The organism is Pseudomonas sp. DCA-1, from assembly GCF_046523955.1.
GTDB lineage: Bacteria > Pseudomonadota > Gammaproteobacteria > Pseudomonadales > Pseudomonadaceae > Aquipseudomonas > Aquipseudomonas putida_Y.
The window spans coordinates 4,616,077-4,641,722 of the sequence record NZ_CP169881.1; the positions used below are offsets into that span (position 1 = coordinate 4,616,077).

The 25,646-nt window shown below is 62.6% G+C and carries 23 protein-coding genes; 8 read left to right on the top strand and 15 right to left on the bottom strand.

Going from position 1 to position 25,646, the window contains the following annotated elements:
- Positions 1-93: 93 nt before the first annotated feature.
- The 4 genes from thrC to xerD form a co-directional block, all read right to left on the bottom strand.
- On the bottom strand, positions 94-1,503 hold the full coding sequence (gene thrC, locus ACE4QZ_RS21800; RefSeq protein ID WP_003252159.1) for a threonine synthase: 1,410 nt from the start codon (positions 1,501-1,503) through the stop codon (positions 94-96).
- 60 nt (positions 1,504-1,563) lie between these two features.
- Positions 1,564-2,868, bottom strand: a complete 1,305-nt coding sequence (locus tag ACE4QZ_RS21805) for a homoserine dehydrogenase (protein WP_003252157.1) — start codon at positions 2,866-2,868, stop codon at positions 1,564-1,566.
- An 83-nt stretch (positions 2,869-2,951) separates the two neighbouring features.
- A complete protein-coding gene (locus tag ACE4QZ_RS21810; RefSeq protein WP_103443798.1) occupies positions 2,952-3,695 on the bottom strand; it encodes a thioredoxin fold domain-containing protein in 744 nt (247 codons plus the stop codon).
- Between the two features lie 153 nt (positions 3,696-3,848).
- The gene (xerD, locus tag ACE4QZ_RS21815; protein WP_003252154.1) at positions 3,849-4,745 is read right to left on the bottom strand and encodes a site-specific tyrosine recombinase XerD; all 897 of its coding nucleotides are present in this window, start codon (positions 4,743-4,745) and stop codon (positions 3,849-3,851) included.
- Positions 4,746-4,813: 68 nt separating this feature from the next.
- Between xerD and ACE4QZ_RS21820 the strand changes: the two genes are divergently transcribed.
- Positions 4,814-6,619 carry a cation:proton antiporter gene (locus tag ACE4QZ_RS21820; RefSeq protein WP_103443797.1) on the top strand — a complete coding sequence of 602 codons (1,806 nt, stop codon included), beginning with the start codon at positions 4,814-4,816 and terminating at the stop codon, positions 6,617-6,619.
- Positions 6,620-6,622: 3 nt separating this feature from the next.
- Here ACE4QZ_RS21820 and ACE4QZ_RS21825 read toward each other — a convergent pair whose 3' ends face one another.
- The 6 genes from ACE4QZ_RS21825 to ffh all read right to left on the bottom strand — a co-directional run bounded on the left by ACE4QZ_RS21825 (position 6,623) and on the right by ffh (position 10,702).
- A complete protein-coding gene (locus ACE4QZ_RS21825; RefSeq protein ID WP_014592194.1) occupies positions 6,623-7,030 on the bottom strand; it encodes an acyl-CoA thioesterase in 408 nt (135 codons plus the stop codon).
- Positions 7,031-7,124: 94 nt separating this feature from the next.
- Positions 7,125-7,475, bottom strand: a complete 351-nt coding sequence (rplS, locus tag ACE4QZ_RS21830; RefSeq protein ID WP_003252148.1) for a 50S ribosomal protein L19 — start codon at positions 7,473-7,475, stop codon at positions 7,125-7,127.
- 42 nt (positions 7,476-7,517) lie between these two features.
- Positions 7,518-8,270 carry a tRNA (guanosine(37)-N1)-methyltransferase TrmD gene (trmD, locus tag ACE4QZ_RS21835; RefSeq protein WP_003252146.1) on the bottom strand — a complete coding sequence of 251 codons (753 nt, stop codon included), beginning with the start codon at positions 8,268-8,270 and terminating at the stop codon, positions 7,518-7,520.
- Between the two features lie 3 nt (positions 8,271-8,273).
- On the bottom strand, positions 8,274-8,810 hold the full coding sequence (rimM, locus tag ACE4QZ_RS21840) for a ribosome maturation factor RimM (RefSeq protein WP_084850792.1): 537 nt from the start codon (positions 8,808-8,810) through the stop codon (positions 8,274-8,276).
- Between the two features lie 5 nt (positions 8,811-8,815).
- Complete coding sequence (rpsP, locus tag ACE4QZ_RS21845; protein ID WP_003252142.1) at positions 8,816-9,067, bottom strand: 30S ribosomal protein S16; 252 nt, start codon at positions 9,065-9,067, stop codon at positions 8,816-8,818.
- Positions 9,068-9,325: 258 nt separating this feature from the next.
- Positions 9,326-10,702 carry a signal recognition particle protein gene (gene ffh / locus ACE4QZ_RS21850; protein ID WP_003252139.1) on the bottom strand — a complete coding sequence of 459 codons (1,377 nt, stop codon included), beginning with the start codon at positions 10,700-10,702 and terminating at the stop codon, positions 9,326-9,328.
- 311 nt (positions 10,703-11,013) lie between these two features.
- Here ffh and ACE4QZ_RS21855 point away from each other — a divergent pair, with 311 nt between their 5' ends.
- From ACE4QZ_RS21855 to ACE4QZ_RS21865, 3 genes are all read left to right on the top strand, one after another.
- Positions 11,014-11,823: an inner membrane protein YpjD gene (locus ACE4QZ_RS21855; RefSeq protein ID WP_021785711.1), complete on the top strand. Its 810-nt coding sequence runs from the start codon at positions 11,014-11,016 to the stop codon at positions 11,821-11,823.
- A gap of 9 nt (positions 11,824-11,832) precedes the next feature.
- Entirely contained in the window at positions 11,833-13,038 is a 1,206-nt protein-coding gene (locus tag ACE4QZ_RS21860; RefSeq protein ID WP_103443796.1) for a transporter associated domain-containing protein, read from the top strand.
- A gap of 269 nt (positions 13,039-13,307) precedes the next feature.
- Positions 13,308-14,606 carry an MFS transporter gene (locus ACE4QZ_RS21865; RefSeq protein ID WP_021785713.1) on the top strand — a complete coding sequence of 433 codons (1,299 nt, stop codon included), beginning with the start codon at positions 13,308-13,310 and terminating at the stop codon, positions 14,604-14,606.
- A gap of 37 nt (positions 14,607-14,643) precedes the next feature.
- Here the strand turns inward: ACE4QZ_RS21865 and purT are convergent, their stop codons facing one another.
- The 5 genes from purT to ACE4QZ_RS21890 all read right to left on the bottom strand — a co-directional run bounded on the left by purT (position 14,644) and on the right by ACE4QZ_RS21890 (position 17,926).
- Complete coding sequence (purT, locus tag ACE4QZ_RS21870; protein ID WP_103443795.1) at positions 14,644-15,825, bottom strand: formate-dependent phosphoribosylglycinamide formyltransferase; 1,182 nt, start codon at positions 15,823-15,825, stop codon at positions 14,644-14,646.
- Positions 15,826-15,901: 76 nt separating this feature from the next.
- Positions 15,902-16,369 (bottom strand): VUT family protein, encoded by a 468-nt coding sequence (locus tag ACE4QZ_RS21875; protein ID WP_021785715.1) that lies wholly within the window; start codon positions 16,367-16,369, stop codon positions 15,902-15,904.
- Between the two features lie 195 nt (positions 16,370-16,564).
- A complete protein-coding gene (locus ACE4QZ_RS21880) occupies positions 16,565-16,756 on the bottom strand; it encodes a DUF1289 domain-containing protein (RefSeq protein ID WP_162149608.1) in 192 nt (63 codons plus the stop codon).
- A 1-nt stretch (position 16,757) separates the two neighbouring features.
- A complete protein-coding gene (locus tag ACE4QZ_RS21885) occupies positions 16,758-17,282 on the bottom strand; it encodes a gamma carbonic anhydrase family protein (protein WP_103443794.1) in 525 nt (174 codons plus the stop codon).
- A gap of 44 nt (positions 17,283-17,326) precedes the next feature.
- Complete coding sequence (locus ACE4QZ_RS21890) at positions 17,327-17,926, bottom strand: CoA pyrophosphatase (protein ID WP_021785718.1); 600 nt, start codon at positions 17,924-17,926, stop codon at positions 17,327-17,329.
- A 123-nt stretch (positions 17,927-18,049) separates the two neighbouring features.
- Between ACE4QZ_RS21890 and ACE4QZ_RS21895 the strand changes: the two genes are divergently transcribed.
- From ACE4QZ_RS21895 to ACE4QZ_RS21910, 4 genes are all read left to right on the top strand, one after another.
- A complete protein-coding gene (locus tag ACE4QZ_RS21895; protein WP_103443793.1) occupies positions 18,050-18,601 on the top strand; it encodes an NUDIX hydrolase in 552 nt (183 codons plus the stop codon).
- Between the two features lie 22 nt (positions 18,602-18,623).
- Entirely contained in the window at positions 18,624-19,178 is a 555-nt protein-coding gene (locus ACE4QZ_RS21900; RefSeq protein WP_010952551.1) for a murein L,D-transpeptidase family protein, read from the top strand.
- 160 nt (positions 19,179-19,338) lie between these two features.
- Positions 19,339-21,024: a ShlB/FhaC/HecB family hemolysin secretion/activation protein gene (locus ACE4QZ_RS21905; RefSeq protein ID WP_103443792.1), complete on the top strand. Its 1,686-nt coding sequence runs from the start codon at positions 19,339-19,341 to the stop codon at positions 21,022-21,024.
- 27 nt (positions 21,025-21,051) lie between these two features.
- Positions 21,052-25,578 carry a hemagglutinin repeat-containing protein gene (locus tag ACE4QZ_RS21910; RefSeq protein ID WP_103443791.1) on the top strand — a complete coding sequence of 1,509 codons (4,527 nt, stop codon included), beginning with the start codon at positions 21,052-21,054 and terminating at the stop codon, positions 25,576-25,578.
- Positions 25,579-25,646: the final 68 nt, after the last annotated feature.

A 25,646-nucleotide genomic window follows, 5' to 3' on the forward strand; every position in this document is an offset into this window, starting at 1 on the left:
TGGCACTCGGCGGACCGAATAGGATGTTTCTGATAGGCCCGAGGGAAAAGGCTGAGACTTTGGGGCCGCTCTGCAGCCCCAAAAGCAATGCTATTACAGCGGCTTGCCGCGGTTGCCGTGCTGGCTGACAAAGCCCTGTACAGCCTTCAGGTCATTGGCCAGTACCGTGCAACGCTCTTCACGGCTGAACAGGTCGCTGAGGTGCGCGGGTAGTTCCAGCGCCTTGCCCACACCGGCCTTCTCCACCGCGTCCGGGAACTTGACCGGGTGCGCAGTACCCAGCACCACCATTGGCGTGTCCAGGCTGCGGCGGCACTCGCGGGCAGCCTTGACGCCAATGGCAGTATGCGGGTCGAGCACTTCACCGGTGGCGGCGAACACTTCTGCGATGGTCTCGCAGGTTTGCTCGTCGCTGACAGCCAGCGAGTCAAACAGTTTGCGGGCTTCGGTCCAGCGGTCTTGCTCGACGCTGAAGCCGCCACCTTGCTTGAAGTTGGCCATCAGCTCGGCAATGGCACCACCGTTGCGGCCATGCAGGTCGAACAGCAGGCGCTCGAAGTTGGACGAGACCATGATATCCATCGACGGCGACAGGGTGGCGTGCAGGGTTTCCTTGACGTACTGGTTGCCGCTCATGAAGCGGTGCAGGATGTCGTTGCGGTTGGTGGCGACGATCAATTGGCTGACCGGCAGGCCCATGTTGCGCGCCAGGTAGCCGGCGAAGATGTCGCCGAAGTTGCCGGTTGGTACCGAGAACGCCACCGAGCGCGCCGGGCCACCCAGCTGCAGGGCTGCATGGAAGTAGTAGACGATCTGGGCCATGATCCGCGCCCAGTTGATCGAGTTGACGGCGACCAGGCGGGTGCCCTTGAGGAACGACTGGTCGGCGAAACTGGCCTTGACCATTTCCTGGCAGTCGTCGAAGTTGCCTTCGATGGCGATGTTGTGGATGTTGTCGCCAAAGATGGTAGTCATCTGGCGGCGCTGCACTTCCGACACCCGCTGGTGCGGGTGCAGGATGAAGATGTCGACGTTGTCGCAACGGCGGCAGCCTTCGATCGCGGCGGAACCGGTATCACCGCTGGTGGCACCGATGATGACCACGCGCTCGTTGCGTTTGGCCAGCACATGGTCAAGCAGGCGACCGAGCAACTGCAGGGCAAAGTCCTTGAACGCCAGGGTCGGGCCGTGGAACAGCTCCAGCACCCACTCGTTGCTGTTCAACTGACGCAACGGGGCGACCGCAGCGTGGGCGAACTCACCGTAGGTTTCTTCGAGGATCTTCTTGAAGTCGGCGTCGGCGATGCTGCCTTCGACGAACGGGCGCATCACGCGGAAGGCCAGCTCGTGATAGGGCAAGCCGGCCCAGGAGGCGATTTCTTCCTGGGTGAAGCGTGGCAGGTTTTCCGGTACGTAAAGCCCGCCGTCGCTGGCCAGGCCAGCCAGCAGCACGTCTTCGAAATTCAGGGCCGGTGCCTGGCCGCGGGTACTGATATAGCGCATGGGTGCAAACCTTCGATGCTGGGGCCGGGGCCGCGCGGGCGGCCCGTCGGCAAATATTTGTTAGTTGAGCTGCTCGACGCGAATGCGCACAACCTTGCCGACCACGTCCTGCAGGGCTTCCAGGGCGACGATGGCATCGTTGATACGCTGCTCGACCACGCCATGGGTCACCAGGATCATTGGTACCAGGCCGTCCTGCTCCTCGGCTTCCTTCTGCATGATCGACTCGATGTTGATACCACGCTCCGAGAGGATGCTGGCGACCTGGGCCAGTACGCCCGGGTGATCCTTGGCCTGGATGCGCAGGTAGTAGGCGCTTTCGCAGGCTTCGATCGGCAGGATCGGGTGGGCCGACAGCGAGTCTGGCTGGAAGGCCAGGTGCGGCACGCGGTTTTCCGGGTCGGAAGTCATGGCACGGACTACGTCGACCAGGTCGCCGACCACTGACGAAGCGGTAGGCTCCATACCCGCGCCGGCACCGTAGTACAGGGTGGAGCCGGCAGCATCACCGTTGACCATGACAGCATTCATCACGCCGTTGACGTTGGCGATCAGGCGGTCGGCCGGGATCAGCGTCGGGTGCACGCGCAGCTCGATACCTTCGGCGGTGCGACGCGCCACACCCAGGTGCTTGATGCGGTAGCCCAACGCCTCGGCATAGTTCACGTCTGCCGTTGTCAGCTGGGTGATGCCTTCGGTGTAGGCCTTGTCGAACTGCAGCGGGATACCGAACGCGATGGACGCCAGGATCGTCAGCTTGTGCGCAGCGTCAATGCCTTCTACGTCAAAGGTCGGATCGGCTTCGGCGTAGCCCAGCGCCTGGGCTTCGGCCAGCACGTCCGGGAAGGCACGGCCCTTCTCACGCATTTCGGTGAGGATGAAGTTGCCGGTGCCGTTGATGATGCCAGCCAGCCAGTTGATGCGGTTGGCCGACAGGCCTTCGCGGATGGCCTTGATCACCGGGATGCCACCGGCTACGGCCGCCTCGAACGCGACAATCACACCCTTCTCGCGGGCTTTGGCGAAAATTTCGTTGCCGTGCACGGCAATCAGCGCCTTGTTGGCGGTGACCACGTGCTTGCCGTTTTCGATGGCCTTCAGCACCAGGTCGCGGGCGATGGTATAGCCACCGATCAGCTCGATGACAATGTCGATCTCCGGGTTGCTTGCAACTTCGAACACGTCAGCGGTAATGGGGGTACCGGTAATCTGGCAGTTCGGGTTCTGCGAGCGCATGGCGATCTGTGCCACTTCAATACCGCGCCCGGCACGGCGGGCAATCTCCTCGGCGTTGCGCTGAAGTACATTGAAGGTTCCGCCACCGACGGTCCCCAACCCACAGATGCCTACTTTGACCGGTTTCACTGTGAACTCCCCATTGAACGGCCGACACGTTTGCCGACCGTGAAACTTGCCGTCACCCCATGACGACGGCGTACTGAACTGGATTACTTGGCAAGTGCCAGCTTGGCGACCTGCGGTGCCGGCTGGTAGCCCGGAATGACCTGGCCGCTCTCAAGAACAATGGCCGGCGTGCCATTGACCCCGATCGACTGACCCAGCTGGAACTGCTTGCTGACCGGGTTGGTGCACTTGGCGGCCTTGATTTCTTTACCTTCGACCATTTTGTCCATCGCCCCACGGCGGTCGCTGGAGCACCACACTGCCTGCAACTGCTGGTCACCCGACGAACCGAGGCCCTGGCGCGGGAAGGCGACATAGCGCACTTCAATACCGCGACGGTTCAACTCGGGCACCTCGGCGTGCAGCTTGTGGCAGTACGGGCAGGTAGTGTCGGTGAACACGGTGATGTGCGACTTGGTCTCGCCTTTGGCAGGATAAACCACCATCTCGCCGGCTGGAATGCCGTTGATGAGCTTGGCAATACCTTGGCGTTCGGCTTTTTCGGTGAGGTTGACCGGCTTGCCGTCCTGGATCTGGAACAGGTAGCCCTGCATCACGAACTGGCCATCGGCGCTGGCATACAGCACGCGGCCGCCCTGCAGCTTGACTTCATACAGGCCGTTGAGTGGGCTGCTGGCCACGCTTTCCACGGGCACTTCCAGCTCGAGGTTCTGCAACGATTTACGGATAGCCTGCTCGGCACCGGCGTTGCTATCGGTTGCCGCAGCAACGGCAAAGGTACTGGCCAGCGCCAACGCGGCGGCGGCGAAAAACTGGGTCACGCGCATGGGAACTCCTGAAGGCGGACAGGGGCCGGAGGGCGCCACCTGCGGAAAATACGCGGTGACCGTGCGGCCCTTGGTGCAAACCGCCCAAGCCTACCACATCACGCTGCCCGTGAAGGAGGTCGCAAGGACCGGTCGGCGGAACATGAAAAACATTCATCCACGTGGGTGGTGCTGGGCGTGCAACTGCTGCAGACGGGCCTTGGCGACGTGGGTATAGATCTGCGTGGTCGAAAGGTCACTGTGGCCCAGCAGCATCTGCACCACACGCAAGTCGGCACCGTGGTTGAGCAGGTGGGTGGCAAAGGCATGCCGCAGGGTGTGCGGCGACAGCGGCTTGTCGATGCCGGCAACCCGTGCGTGGTGCTTGATACGGTGCCAGAAGGTCTGGCGCGTCATCTGCTCGCCGCGCTGGCTGGGGAACAGCACGTCGCTGGGCCGGCCGTTGAGCAGTTCGGCGCGGCCATCGCGCTGGTAGCGTTCCAGCCACACCACCGCTTCTTCGCCCATGGGCACCAGGCGCTCCTTGCTGCCCTTGCCCATTACCCGCAGCACACCTTGGCGCAGGTTGACCTGATCGAGGGTCAGGCTGACCAGTTCGGTGACCCGAAGACCGCAAGCGTAGAGCACTTCGAGCATGGCACGGTCGCGCTGGCCAATGGCTTCGCCCAGGTCCGGAGCCTGCAGCAAGGCTTCGACGTCAGCTTCGGACAGCGACTTGGGTAGCGGCTTGCCCAATTGCGGCATATCGACCTGCAGGGTCGGGTCAATGGCCACCAGCTTTTCACGCAGCAGATAACGGAAGAAGCCGCGCAGGCCGGACAGGAAACGCGCCGTGGAACGTGGCTTGTAGCCCTGGTCCAGGCGCCAGGCCAGGTGATCGAGGATCAGGTCGCGGCCGGCGTCTGGCAACGATACCGAATGCTCCTGCAACCAGCCATTGAACAGGGCCAGGTCGCTACGGTAGGACACGCGTGTGTTGTCGGACAGGCCTTTTTCCAGCCAAAGGGCGTCAAGGAACTGGTCAATCAGGGGGTGGTCGAGGGCGGGCATGAAATCTCGGTGGCAAACGAGGAAATGGCGCTTAGTCTTTCATAACAACGCCGGCATAGGGAGCCCGCATGAACGAACAGCAGATCCTTCTGAGTGTGGGCGGCATCGGCGCAGCGGCGCTCGCCTGCCAGTGGCTGGCCTGGCGCCTGAAGCTGCCGGCAATTCTGTTCCTGCTGTTGGCCGGGATCCTTGCCGGTCCAGCGCTGGGATGGCTCGACCCCGAGGCGCTGTTCGGCCCATTGCTGATGCCGCTGGTGTCGCTGGCGGTAGCGCTGATTCTGTTCGAAGGCAGCCTGACCCTGCACCTGTCGCAGTGGCGCGAGATCGGCAGTGTGGTGCATCGCCTGGTCACGGTGGGCGCACTGGTCACCTGGCTGGTGATTGCACTGGCAACCCACTGGCTTCTCGGGTTCGACTGGCCGCTGGCGATTCTCTTCGGCACCCTGACCCTGGTGACCGGCCCAACGGTGATCGCGCCCATGCTACGCGTGGTGCGGCCAAAAGCAGCGATCGCGAACATCCTGCGCTGGGAAGGGATCATGATCGACCCGATCGGCGCGCTGCTCGCCGTGGTGGTATACAGCTTCATCATCGCCAGCGCCGAGGGTAACGGCCTGAGCCAGAGCCTTGTTACCTTCGCCGGCGTGATCTTCTGCGGTACCGCCCTGGGCGCGGCTGGGGGCTGGCTGCTGGGGCAAATCATGCGCGAACAGTGGCTACCAGAATACCTGCACAACCTCGCGTCACTGGCGGCGGTACTGGGTATTTTCATCGCCGCCAACCAGATCGTGCACGAGTCGGGGCTGCTGGCGGTCACCGTGATGGGAATGTGGCTGGCAAATATGCGCGGGGTTGATGTGCGACAGATCCTGCACTTCAAGGAAAACCTCAGTGTGCTGCTGATTTCCGGTCTGTTCATCCTGCTGGCTGCACGCCTTGACCTGCATGCCCTGCTAGGCCTTGGCCCTGCCGTGCTGGCACTGTTGCTGGTGATCCAGTTGCTGGCACGCCCCCTCAGCGTCTGGCTGGCCACACTGGGCTCGACACTCAACTGGCGGGAGCGCGCGCTGCTGGCCTGGATTGCTCCACGCGGTATCGTTGCCGCAGCCGTTTCAGCCATTTTTGCCATCCGCCTGGACCAGGCCGGCCACCAGGATGCCTTGCTGCTGGTACCGTTGACCTTCGCGGTAATCATCGGCACGGTGGTACTGCAAAGCGCCACGGCCAGGCCGCTGGCACGCTTGCTCAAGGTCGCCGAACCGGCCCCCAGCGGGTTTCTCATCGTCGGTGCCAACGAGCCGGCCCGGGCCATCGCCAAAACCCTTCAGCAATTGGGCTGCCGGGTTTTGCTGACGGACTCCAGCTGGGAAAACATCCGCGCCGCGCGCATGGACGGGCTCACGACCTATTTTGGCAACCCGGCCTCGCAGCATGCCGACGCCCATCTGGACCTGGTCGGCCTCGGGCACTTGCTGGGCCTCTCTCCTGCCGGCGAAATCAATGCATTGGCCTGCGCCAGGTTCCGTCATGATTTCGGGCACAACCGGCTATTCGTGCTAGCCAGTGGCCTGGAGAAACAACGCAGCGACAAACATCGGGCGGCCGAAGAGCACCGCGGGCATCTATTGGGGGCCAAGCCGATGACCTATTTGCAACTGGCCAACCGCATGCATCAGGGCGCCGAGTTGTATAGCACCACCCTGACCGAAGGCTTTGGCTGGGACGCCTACCAGGCGCTGCATGGCGAGCGTGCACACTTGCTGTTCGCACGCGATGACCATGGCTGGGTTCATGTAGCCAGCCCTGATAACCCGTTGCAGCCACAACCGGGCTGGACCCTGGTGGCATTGATCGAGCCAGCACCGGAGCCGTGACACTCAGGCGCCTGGCAGCACGGGCACCGGGCGCTTGTCCTCGTCGATGGCGACGAAGCTGAACACCCCATGGATCGCACGGTCACGGCCATCCAGGTACATGTTCTCGACAAACACATCCACCTGCACCTGCAAGCTGGTATTGCCGACCTTGATCACCGTACCCACCAGCTCGACGATCGAGCCCGCCGGAATCGGATGCTTGAAATCGATGCGGTCGGTAGACACGGTCACCAACGGCAGGCGGCAGAAACGCGTGGCAGCGATGAACGACACTTCGTCCATCCAGGCCAGGGCGGTGCCGCCAAACAGGGTGTTGTGGTGGTTGGTGGTATTGGGGAACACCGCCTTGGTCACGCGGGTAACCGACAGTTCGGTGCGGCGCTGGATTTCCTGGTCTCGGGTAGTCATGGCAATCACATTTTCGGGGGTTCAAAACGCAAAAAAGCAGCCCGAAGGCTGCTTCTTTCTCGCTAGGCGGCCTCGGCCACCGGGCAAACTGTACTCAGGACAGTTTTTCCTTGATGCGAGCGGCTTTGCCGGACAGGTCGCGCAGGTAGTACAGCTTGGCTTTACGCACGTCACCACGACGTTTCACGGCCAGGCTGTCGATTTGCGGGCTGTAGGTCTGGAAGGTACGCTCTACGCCAACGCCGCTGGAGATCTTGCGCACGGTGAAGGCGCTGTTCAGACCGCGGTTACGCTTGGCGATAACGACGCCTTCGAACGCCTGCAGACGGGAACGCTCACCTTCCTTCACTTTAACCTGAACGACAACGGTGTCGCCTGGTGCGAAGGTCGGGATTTCCTTGCTCATCTGCTCGGCTTCGAGCTGCTGGATGATCTTGTTGGTCATGCTGTGCTCCTAAGATGGATACGCGATCCACCATCGATACGTTTAACTATCGTCCCGCTCGCGGAGATATTCCTCGAGCAGCTTCTTCTCTTCTCCAGAAAGCGAGCGACTTTCCAGAAGATCGGCGCGTCGTTCGAAGGTCCTACCAAGGGACTGCTTCATCCTCCAACGCCGGATATGTGCATGGTTGCCACTTAGCAACACGTCGGGAACACGCTGATCCGCATACACCTCAGGCCGGGTGTAGTGCGGGCAATCGAGCAGACCGTCGGTGAAAGAATCTTCTTCCGCCGAGTCCACATGCCCTAAAGCTCCGGGCAGCAGCCGCGTAACCGCATCGATCAGTACCATGGCCGGCAGCTCGCCACCGGAAAGCACATAGTCACCAATCGACCACTCCTCATCGACATGAGCCTCGATAAAGCGCTCGTCGATGCCTTCATAACGACCGGCGATCAGGATCAACGATTCCTGTTCGGCCAGGCCTTTGACCGCCTGCTGAGTCAGCTTGCGGCCTTGTGGCGAAAGGTAGATCACCTTCGCCGCTGCTCCGGTCGCCTGCCTGGCGCTAACCAAGGCGTCTTCCAGAGGCTTGATTTTCATCACCATGCCCGGACCACCGCCAAACGGCCGATCATCTACCGTGTGGTGACGATCTGTGGTGTAGTCCCGCGGGTTCCAGCAAGTCACCTGAAGCAACCCTTGTTTCACCGCGCGGCTGGTAATGCCGTACTCCGTGATGGCCGAGAACATCTCGGGGAACAACGTGATGACGTCTACGCGAAGGTTACCCATCGTTTAGAAGTCCGCGTCCCATTCGACCCGCATCACGCCTGCTTCCAGGTCGATTGCCAGCACACATTGCTCTGTATAGGGCAACAGACGCTCGCGATCATCCAGGCTGCCTGCGCAGGGCTTGACCACCATTACATCGTTCGCACCGGTCTCCAACAGGTGATCGACCTTGCCGAACAGTTGTTCGTCCTGGTTGATGACCTTCAGACCCACCAACTGGTACCAGTAGTACTCGTCGGCAGCCAGGTTGGGCAAAAGGCTCCGCGGGATGCAGATTTCGTAACCGCTCAGAAGACGGGCTTCATCGCGATCCTCGAGACCTTTTAGTTTCACGACCAGGCCCTTTTGGGAGCCACGACCGCTGACCAGCTCGACCTGCTTTACCTTGCCTTCGTGCCGAAGCGTCCAGCGTGGATAATCCAACAGGTTTTCAATCGGATCGGTAAAGGAATACACCTTCACCTCGCCGCGAACGCCGTGAACCGAAAAAATCTTGCCAACGACGATGAGGTCGTCAGCCTTTTCTGGCGTCGCGTTCATACTATTCAGGCAGCGGCCTTGGCAGCTTCCTTCAGCAGCTGAGCAACACGCTCAGACGGCTGTGCACCCTGGCTCAGCCAGTAGGTGACGCGCTCTTGGTTGACCGACAGCTTGACTTCGGCGCCAGCAGCGATCGGGTTGAAGAAACCTACGCGCTCAACGAAACGGCCGTCACGGGCGTTACGCGAGTTGGTCACGGTCAGGTGGTAGAATGGGCGCTTTTTCGAGCCGCCACGGGCCAGACGAATGGTTACCATGTGAACATCGTTCCTATAGTCGGTGCTGCAGTTGATACAGCAGCTGGTACTGCAAATCTGAATGCCAAATAGGCACACGGGTGCCCAAAAGGCCGCATATTCTCGGGGAATACACGGACATTTGCAAATGACTTTTTCGGCAAGGCCTCGCCCTGCCGTCCAGATTTGCCGGTTGCACCGCGAAATACGCGGCCGTTGCCCCGCTAAAGCGGGGGTTCTGGGCGCTTGCCCGATAAAAGGCAGGCACCCGAATCAGGGTTACAGCTTTGGCATGCCGCCACCTGGCAGCATCCCACCGAGGCCGCGCATCATCTTGGCCATGCCGCCTTTGGCAGAAAATTTCTTCATCATCTTCTGCATCTGCTTGTGCTGCTTGATCAGCCGGCCGATATCCTGCACCTGGGTACCGGAACCCAACGCAATACGGCGCTTGCGCGAACCGCTGATCAGGTCAGGGTCGCGGCGCTCGGCCGGGGTCATGGAGTTGATGATCGCTTCCATCTGCTTGAACTGCTTTTCGGCCGCGCCCTGGGCGTTGCCCATTTGCGACAGGTTGACCCCGCCGATGCTTGGCAGCTTGTCCATCAGGCCGCCGAGGCCGCCCATGTTCTTCATTTGCTGCAACTGGTCGCGGAAGTCTTCGAGGTCGAAGCCCTTGCCCTTCTTCAGCTTCTTGGCCAGCTTGTCGGCCTTGGCCTTGTCGATGGTCTGCTCGGCCTGCTCGATCAGACTGAGCACGTCGCCCATGCCGAGGATGCGCGAAGCGACGCGGTCGGGGTGGAACGGCTCGAGGGCCTCGGTCTTCTCACCCATACCGATGAACTTGATCGGCTTGCCGGTGATTGCACGTACCGACAGCGCGGCACCGCCACGGGCATCACCGTCGACCTTGGTCAGTACCACACCGGTCAGCGGCAGCGCCTCGCCAAACGCCTTGGCGGTGTTGGCAGCGTCCTGGCCGGTCATGGCGTCGACCACGAACAGCGTCTCGATCGGTTTGACGGCCGCGTGCAGCGCCTTGATCTCGTCCATCATGTCGGCGTCGATGTGCAGACGGCCGGCGGTGTCGACGATGACCACGTCGATGAACTTCAGCTTGGCTTCACGGATGGCGGCTTCGGCGATGGCCACCGGTTTCTGGCTGATATCGGACGGGAAGAAGGTGACGCCAATATCGTTGGCCAGTGTTTCCAACTGCTTGATCGCCGCCGGGCGATAAACGTCGGCAGACACCACCATCACACTCTTTTTCTTGCGCTCTTTAAGGAAGCGCGCCAGCTTGCCGGCGGTGGTGGTCTTACCGGCGCCCTGCAGGCCCGCCATCAGCACGACAGCAGGTGGGGCGGCGTTCAGTGCGAGGTCTTCGTTGGCCGCGCCCATCAGGCTTTCCAGCTCGGCCTGGACGATCTTCACGAAGGCCTGGCCCGGGGTCAGGCTGCGCGACACCTCGGTACCGACTGCACGATCCTTGACGCTGTTGACGAAATCCTTGACTACCGGCAGGGCAACGTCGGCCTCAAGCAGGGCCATGCGCACTTCGCGCAGCGTGTCCTTGATATTGTCTTCGGTCAGCTTGGCCTTGCCGGTGACATGGCGCAGCGTCTGTGACAGGCGGTCGGTCAGGTTTTCGAACATGGTGATCCTTTCAGGCCCAGTAAAGCCGAGGTTTGTCAGGTGCCAGGGGGGAAATACACACCCGCCGGGCACAGCAAGGCGGCGATTATAGCGAAGTGCAGCGGCGACGCACACCTTGGTAGATATTCGGTGCCTGTGCTGGTCTCTTCGCGGGCGCGCCCGCTCCCACAGGATCCTCACTGCTTGCAGGCCTGCGCCATACTTGTGGGAGCGGGCGTGCCCGCGAATGCCCTGACACAACCCTTCAGTCTTCCTAGAGCGGCAGAATCTATGCCAAACTCCGTCTCTTTAAGGCTCGCCACCCAGGACTTATGGTCTCCTCTCCAAGCCTCATCCCCAACCTGATCGCTGCCGGCTTATATATAGCGGCGGCCATCTACCAGGGCTCATATCTGTCTCAGGGCCGCAAGGCCGACAAGCGCCTGCTTGGCCTGCTGGGTGTCATCGCGGTCCTGGCCCAGGCCGGTGCGCTGTTCTTCCAGCTGATCACCCCGCTGGGCCTGAGCCTGGACTTCTTCAGCGCCGCCAGCCTGATCGCCGTGGCCGTCATCTCCCTGACCCTGCTGGCCTGCCTGCGCATACCCGTGGAAAACCTGCTGGTGCTGCTGTTCCCACTGGGTGCGGTGACCGCGCTGATGGCCCAGTTCGCGCCACCCGGTACGGTACCGCTGATCAACGAAGAACCCGGCATCCTTGCGCATATCCTGCTGTCGATCCTGGCCTACGGGCTGTTCACCATCGCGGTGTTCCAGTCGCTGCTGCTGCTGCTGCAGGACCACCAGTTGAAGAACAAGCACCCGTCCGGGCTGATCCGCAACTTCCCGCCGCTGCAAACCATGGAAAGCCTGCTGTTCGGCTTCCTCTGGGCCGGCTGGTGCCTGCTGTCGCTGTCGCTGATCTCCGGCTGGCTGTTCCTCGACAACCTGTTCGCCCAGCACCTGGTGCACAAGACCTTGCTGGCCTGTGTCGCCTGGGTGGTGTTCAGTGTGCTGCTGTGGGGCCGCACCCGCCTGGGCTGGCGGGGCCACATGGCCATCCGCTGGACGCTGGCCGGTTTCTGCCTGCTGATGCTGGCCTATTTTGGCAGCAAGCTGGTTCGCGAATTCATCTTGCATATCTGACGGCCGCCCATGAACACCCTGCCGTACGCACCGCTATTCGGCACTCTGGCACTGGCCCTTTTGTGGTCAGCGCTGTTCACCGCTGTGGATGCTGCCCGCCTGCAGCTCAATGGCGCACTGCGCGCCGGCGAAGACGGACAGCCCGTGCTGCCAGCACAGGCCTTGGTGCTGTGCGCCAGCCTGGGCAAGCTGCTGGTACTGGGGCTGGCCTGCCTGGTCGGCCAGCGCCAGAGTGGCGAGCACGGCTTCTGGCTGGCAGGCATGGCCGCCACCCTCGCCTTGCTGGTGTTTGCCGAATACCTGCCGCGACGCCTGGCCCGGCGTAACCCGCAGGCGTTCGTGAGCCTTGGTGCCAGCCTGCTGAAAGTGCCCCTCGCCCTGCTGCAGCCACTGGCCTGCCTGCTGGACGGCGCCGCCAAGCTGATTCTGCGCCCGTTCCGTGCACAGCCCACAGCGGTGGCCCTGCACGCGCAGGATGCCGACGACTTCGATGAGGATGAACAGCACGAAGCGCCTCGCCATGGCATGCTCGACGGCCTGCAGTCGCTGGACAAGATCACCGTCAACGACATCCTGGTGCCGCGCAACGAAGTGGATGGTATCAACCTCGACGAGCCGATCGAACGCATCATCGAGCAACTGATCGTCAGCCGCCACACCCGCCTGCCGGTCTACCACAACGACATCAACCAAGTCGAAGCGATTCTCAACACCAAGCTGATCAGTCACCTGCTGCCCAAGGCCGAGCTGACCCTCGAAGCGCTGCACGGCGCCTGCTACGAACCCTATTTCGTACCGGAAAGCACGCCCCTGCAAATGCAGTTGTTGAACTTCCACAAGCAGCAACGCCGCTTGGGCGTGGTCGTGGACGAGTACGGCGAAGTACTGGGTATCGTCACCCTGGAAGACATTCTCGAAGAGATCGTCGGTGAGTTCGAGGACGAACAAAGCCTGGACAACCCGCATGTGCACCCGCAGCCCGATGGCACCTTCGTCATCGATGGCACCGCTTCGTTACGCGAAATCAACCGCACCCTGGGCTGGCACCTGCCCTGCGACGGCGGGCCGAAAACCCTCAACGGGCTGGTTACCGAAGCGCTGGAAAGCATCCCGGAAAGCGCTGTTTGCCTGAAGATAGGCCGTTATCGCCTGGAAATCCTTGAAACAGAGGACAATTGCGCCAGCAAGGTACTGGTGTGGACCGTGACCCGATAGCTATACTCGGGTCACGCTTACCCAGCCCCGCCGTCACGCCTGCTACCCGCACCCGGCGCTCCACGGCCAGTCCGCTCAACTGATATGCCTTGCGGTCCTGCGTCAACACCCCCGAACAGTACCCGCCCCGCCCCTACCCCCCCTTGGGCTATCGTCAGTCGGGCGCACACAACAATACGCTCCGGCGTCCGCGTAACCGTGCCATTTACATGGCATGCCATCGCGGGCCAAGCCCATGGAGCCGGACCAGACTGTCAGGGACCTATTCAATGACAAGCAGCACTTACGCCCAAGCACCCGCCGCGCCAGTCAACTCGCCTGCGCGGGTAGCCACCGCCAGCTTCATCGGCACGGCCATCGAGTTCTATGATTTCTACGTCTACGCCACCGCCGCCGCCTTGGTGATCGGCCCGGTGTTCTTCCCGTCCGGGTCGGGCACCGCGCAAATGCTGGCCGCCTTCCTCACCTTCGGTATCGCCTTCCTTGCCCGCCCACTGGGCTCGGCGTTGTTCGGCCATTTTGGCGACCGCATCGGCCGCAAGTCGACGCTGGTCGCCTCGCTGCTGCTGATGGGCGTATCCACTACCGCCATTGGCGTGCTGCCGGGCTATGACAGCATTGGCGTGTGGGCGCCGATCATTCTCTGCCTGCTGCGTTTTGGCCAAGGCCTGGGCCTGGGTGGCGAATGGGGTGGCGCGGCCTTGCTGGCTACCGAGAACGCTCCGGAAGGCAAACGTGCCTGGTTTGGCATGTTCCCGCAGTTGGGCCCTTCAATCGGCTTCCTGGCTGCCAACGGCCTGTTCCTGACCCTGGCGCTGGTGCTCAGCGACGAGCAGTTCCGCGAGTGGGGCTGGCGTATTCCGTTCCTGCTCAGCGCCGCCCTGGTACTGGTGGGCCTGTATGTGCGCCTGAAGCTCGAAGAGAGCCCGGTGTTTGCGAAGGCCGTTGCCCGCCATGAGCGAGTGAAAATGCCGGTGGTCGACCTGTTCTCCAAATACTGGCTGCCAACCCTGTTGGGCGCTGCGGCCATGGTGGTGTGCTATGCGCTGTTCTACATTTCCACGGTGTTCTCGCTGAGCTACGGCGTAACCACACTGGGCTACAGCCGCGAAACGTTCCTTGGCCTGCTGTGCTTCGCGGTTGTGTTCATGGCCCTGGCCACACCGTTGTCGGCCTGGCTCAGTGACCGTTACGGGCGCAAGCCGGTACTGATCGTCGGCGGCCTGCTGGCGATAGCTTCGGGCTTTACCATGGAGCCACTGCTGACCTCGGGATCGACCACGGGCGTGGCGCTGTTCCTGGCCATTGAGCTGTTCCTGATGGGCGTGACCTTTGCGCCGATGGGGGCACTGCTGCCAGAGCTGTTCCCGACTCACGTACGTTATACCGGGGCCTCGGCGGCGTATAACCTGGGCGGTATCGTCGGCGCCTCGGCGGCTCCGTTCTTTGCCCAGAAGCTGGTGAGCATGGGCGGGTTGAGCTGGGTGGGGGGTTATGTGTCGGTGGCGGCGGTGATCAGCCTGATTGCCGTGCTGTGCCTGAAAGAGACGCGCAATACCGCGCTGTAAGCGACTGGGGCCGCTTTGCGGCCCCAGCACTCTCGGATCAGAACTCGACCTTGACCGCCTGAGCTGCACGCGTCGCCTTGGCCCGCGCCAGTTCGACCGATTCGTCACGCGCCAGGCACACACCCATGCGACGGGTACCGTTGATTTCCGGCTTGCCGAACAGGCGAATGGCGGTATCCGGCTCGCTCAGCGCTGCGCCCAGGTTGGCGAAGCTGGTCTGTTGGGACTGGCCTTCGGGCAAGATCACTGCCGAGGCCGACGGGCCGAACTGACGCACCACCGGAATCGGCAGGCCGAGAATGGCGCGGGCATGCAGGGCGAATTGCGACAGGTCCTGGGAAATCAGGGTGACCAGCCCCGTGTCATGCGGGCGCGGCGACACTTCGCTGAACCACACCTGGTCGCCCTTCACGAACAGCTCCACACCAAACAGGCCGCGACCGCCGAGGGCATCGGTGACCGCCTTGGCCACGCGCTGCGATTCGGCCAGCGCCTTCGGGCTCATGGCCTGTGGCTGCCAGGACTCCTGGTAATCGCCCTTCTCCTGACGGTGGCCGACGGGCTCGAGGAAGGTGGTGCCGCCCACGTGGCGCACGGTCAGCAGGGTGATTTCATATTCGAAGTCGATGAAACCCTCGACGATCACCCGACCCTTGCCAGCGCGACCGCCTTCCTGGGCATAGTCCCACGACTTCTGCAGGTCAGCATCGCTGCGCAGCAGGCTCTGGCCCTTGCCCGACGAGCTCATCACCGGTTTGACCACGCACGGGTAACCCAGGTCGGCTACGGCCTTGGTGTAGTCTTCATAGGTATCGGCGAAGTGGTACGGCGAGGTTGGCAGGTCCAGCTCTTCGGCAGCCAGGCGGCGGATGCCTTCGCGGTTCATGGTCAACTGGGTGGCGCGGGCGGTCGGCACCACGGTAAAACCTTCGTTTTCCAGCTCGACCAGGGTGGCGGTGGCGATGGCTTCGATTTCCGGAACGATGTAGTGCGGCTTCTCGGCTTCGATTACCGCGCGCAGGGCAACGCCATCAAGCATGTTGATCACATGGCTGCGGTGCGCCACCTGCATTGCCGGAGCATTGGCGTAACGGTCGACGGCGATTACTTCGACGCCCAGGCGCTGCAGCTCGATTACCACTTCCTTGCCCAGCTCGCCACAGCCGCAGAGCAGTACACGGGTCGCGGTAGGCGACAATGGGGTTCCGATACGGGTCATTTCAGGTCCTCGAAGGCATCCGGGGCCGCGCCAGACTAGGCGCCACCCGCTGAAAAAGGACCGCTATTCTACACCATCAACCGGCGACGGCGGCCCGCCGTGCGCGAAATGCCATGGCCAGCCACACCGCCGTTACACCGGCGAACTTCGAGGCCATCGCGGTGCCGATCACTGCCGGGGTCAGAGCGCCGATCATGCCGAAGAAAATGAAGGTATCCACCGGGATGCTCAACGCCGAGCTGAGCCACAGGCGGTCGCGCAGGGGCCGACGGGTGATGCTGAACACCAGCCAGTCGATCAGCTCGGAGATGAAAAATGCGCTGGCGCTGGCCAGCGCGATCGCAGGCTCCGACGTGACATAGGACAGCACCAGAGCCACCAGCATGGCGAACAGGGCGCCATGACCGAAGCGGGTCTGCACCATGTCACGCAGGATAAACACCAGGCCGCCCCAGGCGGACCAGATGATGTCCAGGTGCGGGGCACTTGAGAAGGCGTAGTTGATCAGCACTACGCTGCTGATGTAGGCAATCAGATAGAACATGGCGGGCAGTCTGTGGGCAAGCCGCACAGATTACCGCTGGGCCGTTCGCGGGTAAACCCGCTCCCACAGATGTTGTGAGGCCCGAAAGGCTGACGCTGTACCTGTGGGAGCGGGCATGCCCGCGAAGCTGCCACTGCGGTGCATGGCACCGGCTTCGCCGGTGTTCGCCGGCACGCCCGCCCCCACAGGTTCGCGTCAGGCCTGCAAGATGAGGCCGGCTTCTACCGCCCGTTCATGGCAACGCTTGAGCACCGCCCGACGCTCATCATTGTCCATCCGCCCCCAGCGACCAATCTCCGCCACGGTACGCTGGCAGCCGGTGCAGATATCCTGCTCGTCCAGCGCACAAATACTCACACACGGCGAAGCCACCGGCCGCTCGACCACTTCACTCATCATCAACCACCAGATCCCGCGCATAGCGCTGGGCATTGTGCACGTAATGTGCGGCACTGGCTTCAAGCATGCGCTTCTGCTGCTCGGTCAGTTCGCGTACCACCTTGCCCGGCGAGCCCATCACCAGCGAACCATCCGGGATTTCCTTGCCCTCGGCAATCAGTGCGTTGGCGCCGATGATGCAGTGTTTGCCGATGCGCGCACCATTGAGGATTACGGCGTTGATACCGACCAGGCTGAAGTCGCCCACCGTGCAGCCATGCAACATGGCGTTGTGGCCGACGGTTACGCCCTTGCCCAACGTCAGGGGCGAGCCCATGTCAGTGTGCATCACCGTGCCATCCTGCACGTTGCTGCCTTCGCCGATATCGATCAGCTCGTTATCCCCGCGCAACACCGCGCCAAACCACACACTGGCATTGGCTTGCAGGCGCACGCTGCCAATGAGCGTGGCGTTGGGTGCGGTCCAACTGGTGGGGTGGCTCTCGACCCGCAGGTCGCCCAGGCGATATTTCATGCTTGTTCCTCAGGCTGCGACGCAGACGGCGGGGTAGGCCCCGCTCAATTTTCGATGTAACGCTCCGGCGGCTGATGCAGGCTGATACCGGCATCGAACAGCAGGTTGACCAGCTCGACGATCATGATCGCCGACAACCCCCAGATCTTGTATTCGCCATAACGATAGCTTGGCACGAACCAGCTACGGCCCTGGTAATCGATACGGTGGGTATGGTCGCGCGGGTCCTGGCGGAAAAACTCCAGCGGCACGGTGAACACTGCCGCAATCTCGGCATCATTGGCGCGATATTCGACGAAGTCGGGAATAAGCCCGACGAATGGCGTCACTTTCAGGCCATGTAGCGAAATCAGCGGGCTGAGCGGGCCAATCACCTCCACCAGGCCAGGAGGCAGGCCGATTTCTTCTTCAGCCTCGCGCAGGGCAGTAAATACCAGGTCCGGGTCTTCAGGGTCCCGACGGCCACCGGGAAAGGCCACTTCACCACCGTGGGTAGACAGCCCCTTGGCGCGCAGGGTCAAGACCAGTTCGGGCGCTTCGCTGCGGGTAATGGGCAAGAGGACCGCCGCTTCGGGGAACCGTCTGTCGGTTTCCAGTGATGCGGGTTGGTGGTTGCTCATTCGGCGAAGTAGCTCGTCCAGCATTGCGCACGCTCGTATCCAGGTCCTGTGTTGCATGATGCACCAAAGCCGTGAAGCACCCAAGCCCCAGCGCTTGCGGCGGCACGGTGGCCGCGCCAAGATAGCCTTGAACATAAGGAACCACACATGAAATTCTGCAGCGCGTGCGGCCAACCGGTCACTCAGCAGATCCCCGAGGGCGACAGCCGCCTGCGGTACGTCTGCGGCTCTTGCCAGACCATCCACTACCAGAACCCCAACATCGTGGCCGGCGTGCTGCCAACCTGGGGCAGCCAGGTGTTGCTGTGCCGCCGCGCCATCGAACCGCGCCGGGGCTTCTGGACCCTGCCCGCCGGTTTCATGGAAAACGGCGAAACCCTCGACCAGGCCGCACGTCGCGAAACCGTCGAGGAAGCCTGCGCCCGGGTCGGGCCGACGTCCCTGTACCAGCTGTTCGATCTACCACACATCAGCCAGGTGCATGTGTTCTTCCGCGCCGAGTTGGCGGACCTGGACTTTGCCGTCGGGATCGAAAGCCTGGAGGTGCGCCTGTTCGAAGAACATGAGATACCGTGGGACGAGCTGGCTTTCCGCACCGTCACTCGCACACTAGAATGCTACTATCGCGACCGCATCGGCCAGCACTACCCCATAGGCCATGAATACCTGCCGCCGATGAACGTTTCGCCACACACCTAAAAGCCTTCAGGGATACTGTTACATGCGCTGGTTGCTTGCCCTTTTCTGCCTTTGCGTTACCTCGGTGTCCCAGGCGGCCTTCACCGAAACCATCATCCGCAAGCCCGCGCCGGCAGCGCAAACCCCATCGCCTTCGCAGCAAGCCATGCAACCGTTGATCGACAAGGTGCTGGTGATCAAGTCCGAGCGCCGCTTGCAGCTGATCAGCCGTGGCGAGCCGCTGAAAACCTACCGCATCTCGCTGGGCAAGCAGCCCAAGGGCGCCAAGGAACGCGAAGGCGACAAGAAAACCCCTGAGGGCTTGTACTGGCTGGACTGGCGCAAGCAAAGCGACCGCTTCAACCTGGCGATGCACATCAATTACCCGAACATCAGCGATGCCGCCCGCGCGACCCGGGCAGGGGTGAATGCCGGCAGCATGATCATGATTCACGGCACGCCGATCAACGATGAGTACCCGGAATGGTACTTCCATACCCTGGACTGGACGGATGGGTGCATTGCCATGCGCAACCGCGACATGCAGGAAGTGTGGGACTTGGTACGGGATGGAACGCTGATCGAGATCCGGCCTTGATATAGGGCCTTCCGGTAACGGTTGTAGGAACCTTCCCACCGTTTTGCGAGAACCTGCCTTACAGGTGCTTAGGCAGGGTACTGCATCCAGGCGAGTGACTTAATTTTTAGCATCCACGCAGACGAGTACGAAAACCGTACATCATTTGCGGGGTGCTTCAATGCCGTGCCTGATTCACCGCATTGCCCATTGGCTGTCGGCCGGTTGCCTTTCTGGCTTGCTGTCCATTCCCCAGGTGCTGGCCGACGACCCTGCCAGCCAGCAGCTGCGCGATCAACAGCAGGGGCTGCGGCAGCTGGAGCAACAGCAGCGGCTGGAACGCTGGCAGCGTATACCCGCCCCGGTTGAACCGACCAACACCACCACTTCCCGCCACGCGCACGACGATCGCTGCTGGGCAGTCGATGGCGTGCGCGTGGCGGGCATGCACCGGCTTTCGAACTCGGCACTGGCGCCGACCCTCCGTGCTTTCACACCTGCCTGCATGGGCATCGCCGACATCAACCGGCTGCTCAAAGCCATCACCCAACGTTATGTACAAGCCGGCTACCCAACCAGCCGCCCCTACCTGCGGCAGCCCCCAGCAGAGGGCATGCCGTTGGACATCGTCATTGTCGAAGGCTTTGTCGAAACCATCGAACTGGCAGGCCCCGACCTGCCCCTGTCTCTCTCCAATGCCTTCCCAGGCCTGCTTGGGCAGCCACTGTACCTGCCCGAGCTTGAGCAAGGCCTGGACCAGCTCAACCGCCTACGCGCCTATGAACTGGGCGCCACCTTGCTGCCCGGCGAACTGCAGGGCGGCACCCGCGTGGTCGTGCAGCCAGGCAAGGTTGGTTCACGCTGGCACCTGGACAGCCGCTTCGACAACCGTGGCAGCGAGCTGACCGGCCGCCACCGCATCTCCCTCGGCGTTGGCCTGGACAGCCCGCTTGGCCTCAATGATGAGCTACGCCTGTCGTTGACCAGCACGGTGCTCGATACGCCCGGCCAAAGCCAAGGCATATCGCTGTACTACAGCATCCCCTACGGCGCCTGGACCTTTGCCCTCAGCGCCAGCCAGCTAAGTTATCAAGCCCCCCTCCCCTACAGCGACAAGGCTGCCGACGGCAGCAGCAGCTATCAGGGCCTGAGTATCGAGCGGGTATTGTGGCGCAACCAGCAAGGCATGCTCAGCGCCAGCGCCCGACTGGACCGCAAACAACTGGTCAACCGCACCGCTGGCGCGGTTATCGTCCAGCAGAGCCCGACGCTGACCACGGTAGAGGCCGGCATCAACCTGCTGTGGCTCGAAAGTGGCTTGTGGAACGGCTACTTCGGCGTTGCCCAAGGCATTGACACATTGGGTGCCGACCGTTCGCCGTTGGGTGCTCAACGCCTGCGCCCGGACTTTCGCAAATACCGCGCCAACCTGCTGCACCTGCGTCAGGGCCCGGCACCCAACCCTTGGCGCTGGCAGAGCGAGTTGGCCCTGCAGTACAGCCGCGACCCGTTGCCTGCCGTCGAACAACTGCTGGTCAGCGACGATTCGGCTGTACGCGGCTTTCGTCTGCGCACTTACTCCGGTGCCAGCAGCGCTGTCTGGCGCAATACGTTCAGCCAAGCGCTGCCACTGACCTGGGCCCACCCCTTCGAGATACGCCCCTACATCGGCCTGGACCAGGGCTGGGTTCGTACCGCCGAAGGCAAACCGTCGCAGCGCCTGGCCGGGGCCGCCGCAGGGTTGGAACTGAGCCTGCCCGGCAGCCGCCTGCGCCTGGACTACCAACGCGCCCTGTACACCAGCGACCTGCCCCGCCCGCGGCTGGAGCCCGGCTTCTGGGTACTGGACTGGACCCTGAACATCTGATTCACCCACAACAAAGAGAACGAGAAAATGCAAACACTCTCGCAGTTACCGCCTGTTCGCCCGGATACCTTGCGCTGGGCAATCTTCTTCGCTGTGTTCGGGCCCAGCGCCGCACTGGCTCAGACCGGGCTGGAAGCAGCCAGCGGCCCCGGGGGTACCCCGGTCATCCACAACGGCCACGGGGTACCGGTCATCGACATCGTGCCGCCCAACGCCAGGGGGCTGTCACATAACCAGTTCATCGACTACAACGTTGGCACCCCAGGCCTGGTGCTGAACAACGCCACCGCAGCCGGGCAATCGCAACTGGCCGGTGCCCTGGCGGCCAACCCGCAGTTTCAGGGCCAGGCCGCCTCGACCATTCTTAACGAAGTGGTCAGCCGCAACGCCTCGCTGATCGAGGGGCCACAGGAAATCTTCGGGCGCCCGGCCGACTACATCCTGGCCAACCCCAATGGCATCACCCTCAACGGCGGCAGTTTCATCAACACCACCCGCGCGGGCTTCGTGGTGGGCACCCCGCAATTCGAGGAGCAGCAGCTCAGGTACCTCGATACGCTCACTGCCAGCGGCACCCTGCAGGTACTGGAGCGTGGTCAGGACAATGCCGGTGGCGCGCTCGAACTGATCGCACCGCGCGTAGACAGCAAAGGCCTGCTCATGGCCCGCGAAACGCTCGACATCACCGTCGGTCGCAACCGTATCGACAGCCGCAACGGCGAGGTGGTCGAACACCTGCCCAGCCCCTCTTCGAGCATTGACGCCAGCCTGTTCGGCGCCATGCGCGCCGGGCGTATCCGTGTGGTAAGTACTGCCGAAGGCGCGGGTGTGCGTGTGGGGGCCTCGCAGATTCTGGGCGCCGAGGGGGTCGACATCAGCTCGGCTGGGGGCCTGCATGTCAGTGGCAGAGCCGACCGCCCGACCGAGCTGCGCAGCGAGCGCGGCGTACTGAAACTCACCGCTGCCGATGACCTGATGCTTGAAACGGTCGACGGCCAGGCCCAGCGAATCGAAGCACGGGCGGGCAAGAAGCTCACACTGGACGCCAAGACAATCGAGCACATCAAGCACGACAGTGACAGCTGGAACAAGAAGTTCTGGTTCGTCACCCGCGAAACCTACAACAGCAAAACCACCACCACCCACCAGCAGCAACAGGGCAGTCAATTGCTGGGCACCGACAGCGTGCTGTTGCAGTCCGGCGACGACATGCGCATGACCGCAGCGAAGCTGGACGCCGGTAACGAGCTGACGCTCGACAGCGGTGCCGGCCTGGACATCATCGCCGGCATAGACAGCAAACGCATCGAAAAGCAGGTGCGTCATCGCAAGGACCTATGGCGCGGTGATAGCGATAGCAACCAGCTCAAGGAAACCGCAAAGGGCAGTACCCTGAGCGCCGGGCACATGTCGATAAAGGCAAGCGACAACCTCAACGTGCAGGGCAGCAGCCTGCACAGCCGCGGCGATCTGGCTATCCAGGCAAAACAGGCAGACATCGGCACCACCACCTTGCAGGAACACGGCACCCAACGCGACTACCGAGGCGACCTGGTATCCGGTACATTCTTTGGCGATAGAAAAGGTAACGACACCAAGGGCCAGGTCGTCGCGGGCAGCACGGTAACCAGCGATGGCGAGCTCACAGTGAGAGCCGACCAGGTTGCCATCAAAGGCAGCACCGTGTTCGGCAAACAGGACGCGGTGCTCTACAGCGATAACGGTTCGCTGGCCATCGAGGCAGACCATGGCAGCACGACCTCCACCCAGCGCACCAGCGACAGTAAGCTGTTCGGCCTGATCGGCAGCAAGCACGAAAGCACGGACCGCAAACAGCAGGTACTGGTCAGCGACGTCAGCTCGACCAGCAACCTGCGCCTGGCCAGCGCCGAAGAGATGCGCATCCAGGGCGCCAAGGTCGAAGCAGGCAAGCATCTGCAAGTCGAAGCCAAAGGCGACCTGCTGATTGGCAGTGCGCAATCGGTCGATGAACGCGAAACCCGCGACCAACAACGCGGTTTCACGGCCAGCGCCAGACAGACCCAGGAAGCCGAGGATGGCAAGCCGGAGTCCCGCCAGTACGCGGCTGGCGTGGCCTATGAGGTCGTTACCACCACCGCCAAGCAGCGCGCGACCACCCAGGTTGCCAGTGAGCTCAAAGGCGCCTCGGTGGGCATGAGCAGCGGCGCGCACCTGCAGGTCAACGGCAGCAAGGCCCAGGCCACTGCCGGCGACCTCGATGTGCAGGCGCGGGAAGTGACACTGGGGGCGACCCGCAATGACCGTGACACAGCCACCAGCACCACCGAAAGTGGTGGCGGGCTGACGGTAACCGGTGGCATCGACCGCCTGGGCAGTTTGTTCGAAGGCCATCACAACCGCGGGGTGCAAGCCGAACGCGAAAGCAAGGTGCAGCGCAGCGCGTTGCAGGCCAGCGGCGATCTGAAATTGCGCAGTGATGCACTGCTCACCGAGGCCGCGCACGTCGAGGCCGGCAACACCCTGCAGGTGAACGCCGAACGCATCGACAACCGTGCGGTGCAGGATACCCATGAACATGAACAAAGCCGTGACGACTGGTCGGGTAGCCTGGGCGCCAGCATCGAATACCGCGACCTGACCCGCCCTATCGAGCGCCTGGTGCTGGGTGAGGAAGCCCCGCGCTTCCAGCAAGCTTCGCCCGAAGACGCCATGGCGCCGCCCAGCGTGGGGGCCGACATGACGGTTGAACACCTCAAGCGCCTGGAAAACCAGCGCCGTGGCATTGCTCAGGTCAGTGAGTTGTCCGCAGCAAAGGTCGAGGTCAAGGCTGACACACTGGCCGACCAGGGCACAGCCTGGCGGGCCAATGCCGGCTCGCTGAAGATCGAGGCGCAGCAGCACCAGATGAACGCCGCCCAAAACACCCAGGAATCCACCGTTCAACGCCTGGCCTATGGTGGCGACGCGCGCCTGGACACCAGCACCGGCGAGGACCTGAATGTACGTGCCGCCGGCAAAGGGGGTTCGCTGGATAAAAAGGATATTGCCAGTACCGCCGTACCCGGCAGCCTTTACGGGCAACAGGGTATCCAGGTACAGCTGGGCAGCGATGGCCGCTACGAAGGGGCCCGCATCGATGGCGGTGAAGGCAGCGTGGTCATGCACAGTGCCGGGTCGCTGGCCTTACCCCAGGCGACCGACCAGGCCGAACAACAGTCACGCCAGCTCGATGGCAATGCCTGGGCCAAAGTCGGCAACCGCCCGGGCAGCACCGGTGTCGATGGCCGGGGGTATCTGGACCATGGCCAAAAGCTGAGCACGCAGGGCAAGGCACAAGTGGCACAAATCGACGCCAAGGGCGAGGTAAAGCTGACCAGCACAGGCGACCTGTTGCTCGAAGGCACGCGCATTGGTAGCCGCGAGGCCAAGGCCGGCGACATACAGGTGCAAAGTGGCGGCCAGTTGCAGGTCAAGGCGGCCAGCAATACCCAGCAAGCCGCAGGCAGCAACCTGGGTGGAGGCATGGAGCTGGCGGCCAAGGCTGGCCAGACCAAGGGGGGAGCCATCGGCGGCCACTTCAGCCACGGCAAGCAAGACGAACAAGCACGGCAGGCGGTCGATGCCCAGTTTGCCAGCAACGGCACACTGACCCTGAGCAGCAGCGCCCGCGAGGACATCGCCCTGCACCTGCAAGGCCTGCAGGCCTCGGCCGAACAGATAACCCTCGACGCCTCGAATGGCGGCATGCTGGTTGAAGCCTCTTCCAGTCAGGAGCGACGCAACAACCTCGACATTTCGGCCGGCGCCGGTTTCAACATGGCCAAGGGCGCGTTGGACACCCGCGGCTTGCATGGCCGGCTCAAGGTTGAGCTCGACAAGCGCGACAACCTCACCTGGAATACCAGTGACCTGCGCGCCGAGCGCATCGACCTGCAAAGCCGTGGTGATACCCGCATCGAGAGTGCCACCCTGGATGCAGGGCATATTGGCGGCACAATCGACGGTGACCTGCGCATCGCCAGCCTCAAGGACAGCGTCGACACCCTGAGCGTGAAGGGCGATGTCAGGCTGAGCCAGGAGAAAAACCCGCAGGGCTATGTCAACGCGGCCAAATCGGTGGCTGGCCCGCTGGGAGGCAAGGTCGAGAAAACGGCCGGTTCGGCCCTGAGCAAGGCAGACCCAGGGTTCTCGCCAACCGTCAGCCTCGACGTGTCGCATGCACAGCGCGACAACGTGGCGCGTCAGACCACGCTGAAAAGCAGCGACGGCATCGACCTGCAGGTCGGTGGCAACGCTCATCTGGTGGGGGCACGCTTGCAGTCGGCCAAGGGCGACGTGAGGCTCGACGCCAACTTGGTCACCCAGGAAACGCTGAGCGGTAATGACTATCGCCGAGACCTGTCGCTGGATGCGTCGAACTCACCGGTGGACCTGGGCACGGCAATCGCCGAGATAGCCAAAAGCAAAATGGCGGCGGATGGCGAAAATGCGCTGGACCTGGGCGTGTTGAGGACCAGTGGGCATAGTCGCAGCGAGCAATGGGTTTCGAGCATGCAAGGGAAGAAGCACTAAGACGCCATCGCGGCCCAGGCAATTTGGGGATTTCAGAAATCTTGTGCCCTGCTGCTGACACCCAGGCC

Excerpts from the sequence above, each read along its gene's own strand:
- thrC (WP_003252159.1), bottom strand. The coding sequence starts at position 1,503 with ATGCGCTATATCAGTACCCGCGGCCAGGCACCGGCCCTGAATTTCGAA.
- ACE4QZ_RS21810 (WP_103443798.1), bottom strand. The coding sequence starts at position 3,695 with ATGCGCGTGACCCAGTTTTTCGCCGCCGCCGCGTTGGCGCTGGCCAGT.
- xerD (WP_003252154.1), bottom strand. The coding sequence starts at position 4,745 with ATGCCCGCCCTCGACCACCCCCTGATTGACCAGTTCCTTGACGCCCTT.
- ACE4QZ_RS21820 (WP_103443797.1), top strand. The coding sequence starts at position 4,814 with ATGAACGAACAGCAGATCCTTCTGAGTGTGGGCGGCATCGGCGCAGCG.
- ACE4QZ_RS21825 (WP_014592194.1), bottom strand. The coding sequence starts at position 7,030 with ATGACTACCCGAGACCAGGAAATCCAGCGCCGCACCGAACTGTCGGTT.
- rplS (WP_003252148.1), bottom strand. The coding sequence starts at position 7,475 with ATGACCAACAAGATCATCCAGCAGCTCGAAGCCGAGCAGATGAGCAAG.
- trmD (WP_003252146.1), bottom strand. The coding sequence starts at position 8,270 with ATGGGTAACCTTCGCGTAGACGTCATCACGTTGTTCCCCGAGATGTTC.
- rimM (WP_084850792.1), bottom strand. The coding sequence starts at position 8,810 with ATGAACGCGACGCCAGAAAAGGCTGACGACCTCATCGTCGTTGGCAAG.
- rpsP (WP_003252142.1), bottom strand. The coding sequence starts at position 9,067 with ATGGTAACCATTCGTCTGGCCCGTGGCGGCTCGAAAAAGCGCCCATTC.
- ffh (WP_003252139.1), bottom strand. The coding sequence starts at position 10,702 with ATGTTCGAAAACCTGACCGACCGCCTGTCACAGACGCTGCGCCATGTC.
- ACE4QZ_RS21855 (WP_021785711.1), top strand. The coding sequence starts at position 11,014 with ATGGTCTCCTCTCCAAGCCTCATCCCCAACCTGATCGCTGCCGGCTTA.
- ACE4QZ_RS21860 (WP_103443796.1), top strand. The coding sequence starts at position 11,833 with ATGAACACCCTGCCGTACGCACCGCTATTCGGCACTCTGGCACTGGCC.
- ACE4QZ_RS21865 (WP_021785713.1), top strand. The coding sequence starts at position 13,308 with ATGACAAGCAGCACTTACGCCCAAGCACCCGCCGCGCCAGTCAACTCG.
- purT (WP_103443795.1), bottom strand. The coding sequence starts at position 15,825 with ATGACCCGTATCGGAACCCCATTGTCGCCTACCGCGACCCGTGTACTG.
- ACE4QZ_RS21875 (WP_021785715.1), bottom strand. The coding sequence starts at position 16,369 with ATGTTCTATCTGATTGCCTACATCAGCAGCGTAGTGCTGATCAACTAC.
- ACE4QZ_RS21885 (WP_103443794.1), bottom strand. The coding sequence starts at position 17,282 with ATGAAATATCGCCTGGGCGACCTGCGGGTCGAGAGCCACCCCACCAGT.
- ACE4QZ_RS21890 (WP_021785718.1), bottom strand. The coding sequence starts at position 17,926 with ATGCTGGACGAGCTACTTCGCCGAATGAGCAACCACCAACCCGCATCA.
- ACE4QZ_RS21895 (WP_103443793.1), top strand. The coding sequence starts at position 18,050 with ATGAAATTCTGCAGCGCGTGCGGCCAACCGGTCACTCAGCAGATCCCC.
- ACE4QZ_RS21900 (WP_010952551.1), top strand. The coding sequence starts at position 18,624 with ATGCGCTGGTTGCTTGCCCTTTTCTGCCTTTGCGTTACCTCGGTGTCC.
- ACE4QZ_RS21905 (WP_103443792.1), top strand. The coding sequence starts at position 19,339 with ATGCCGTGCCTGATTCACCGCATTGCCCATTGGCTGTCGGCCGGTTGC.
- ACE4QZ_RS21910 (WP_103443791.1), top strand. The coding sequence starts at position 21,052 with ATGCAAACACTCTCGCAGTTACCGCCTGTTCGCCCGGATACCTTGCGC.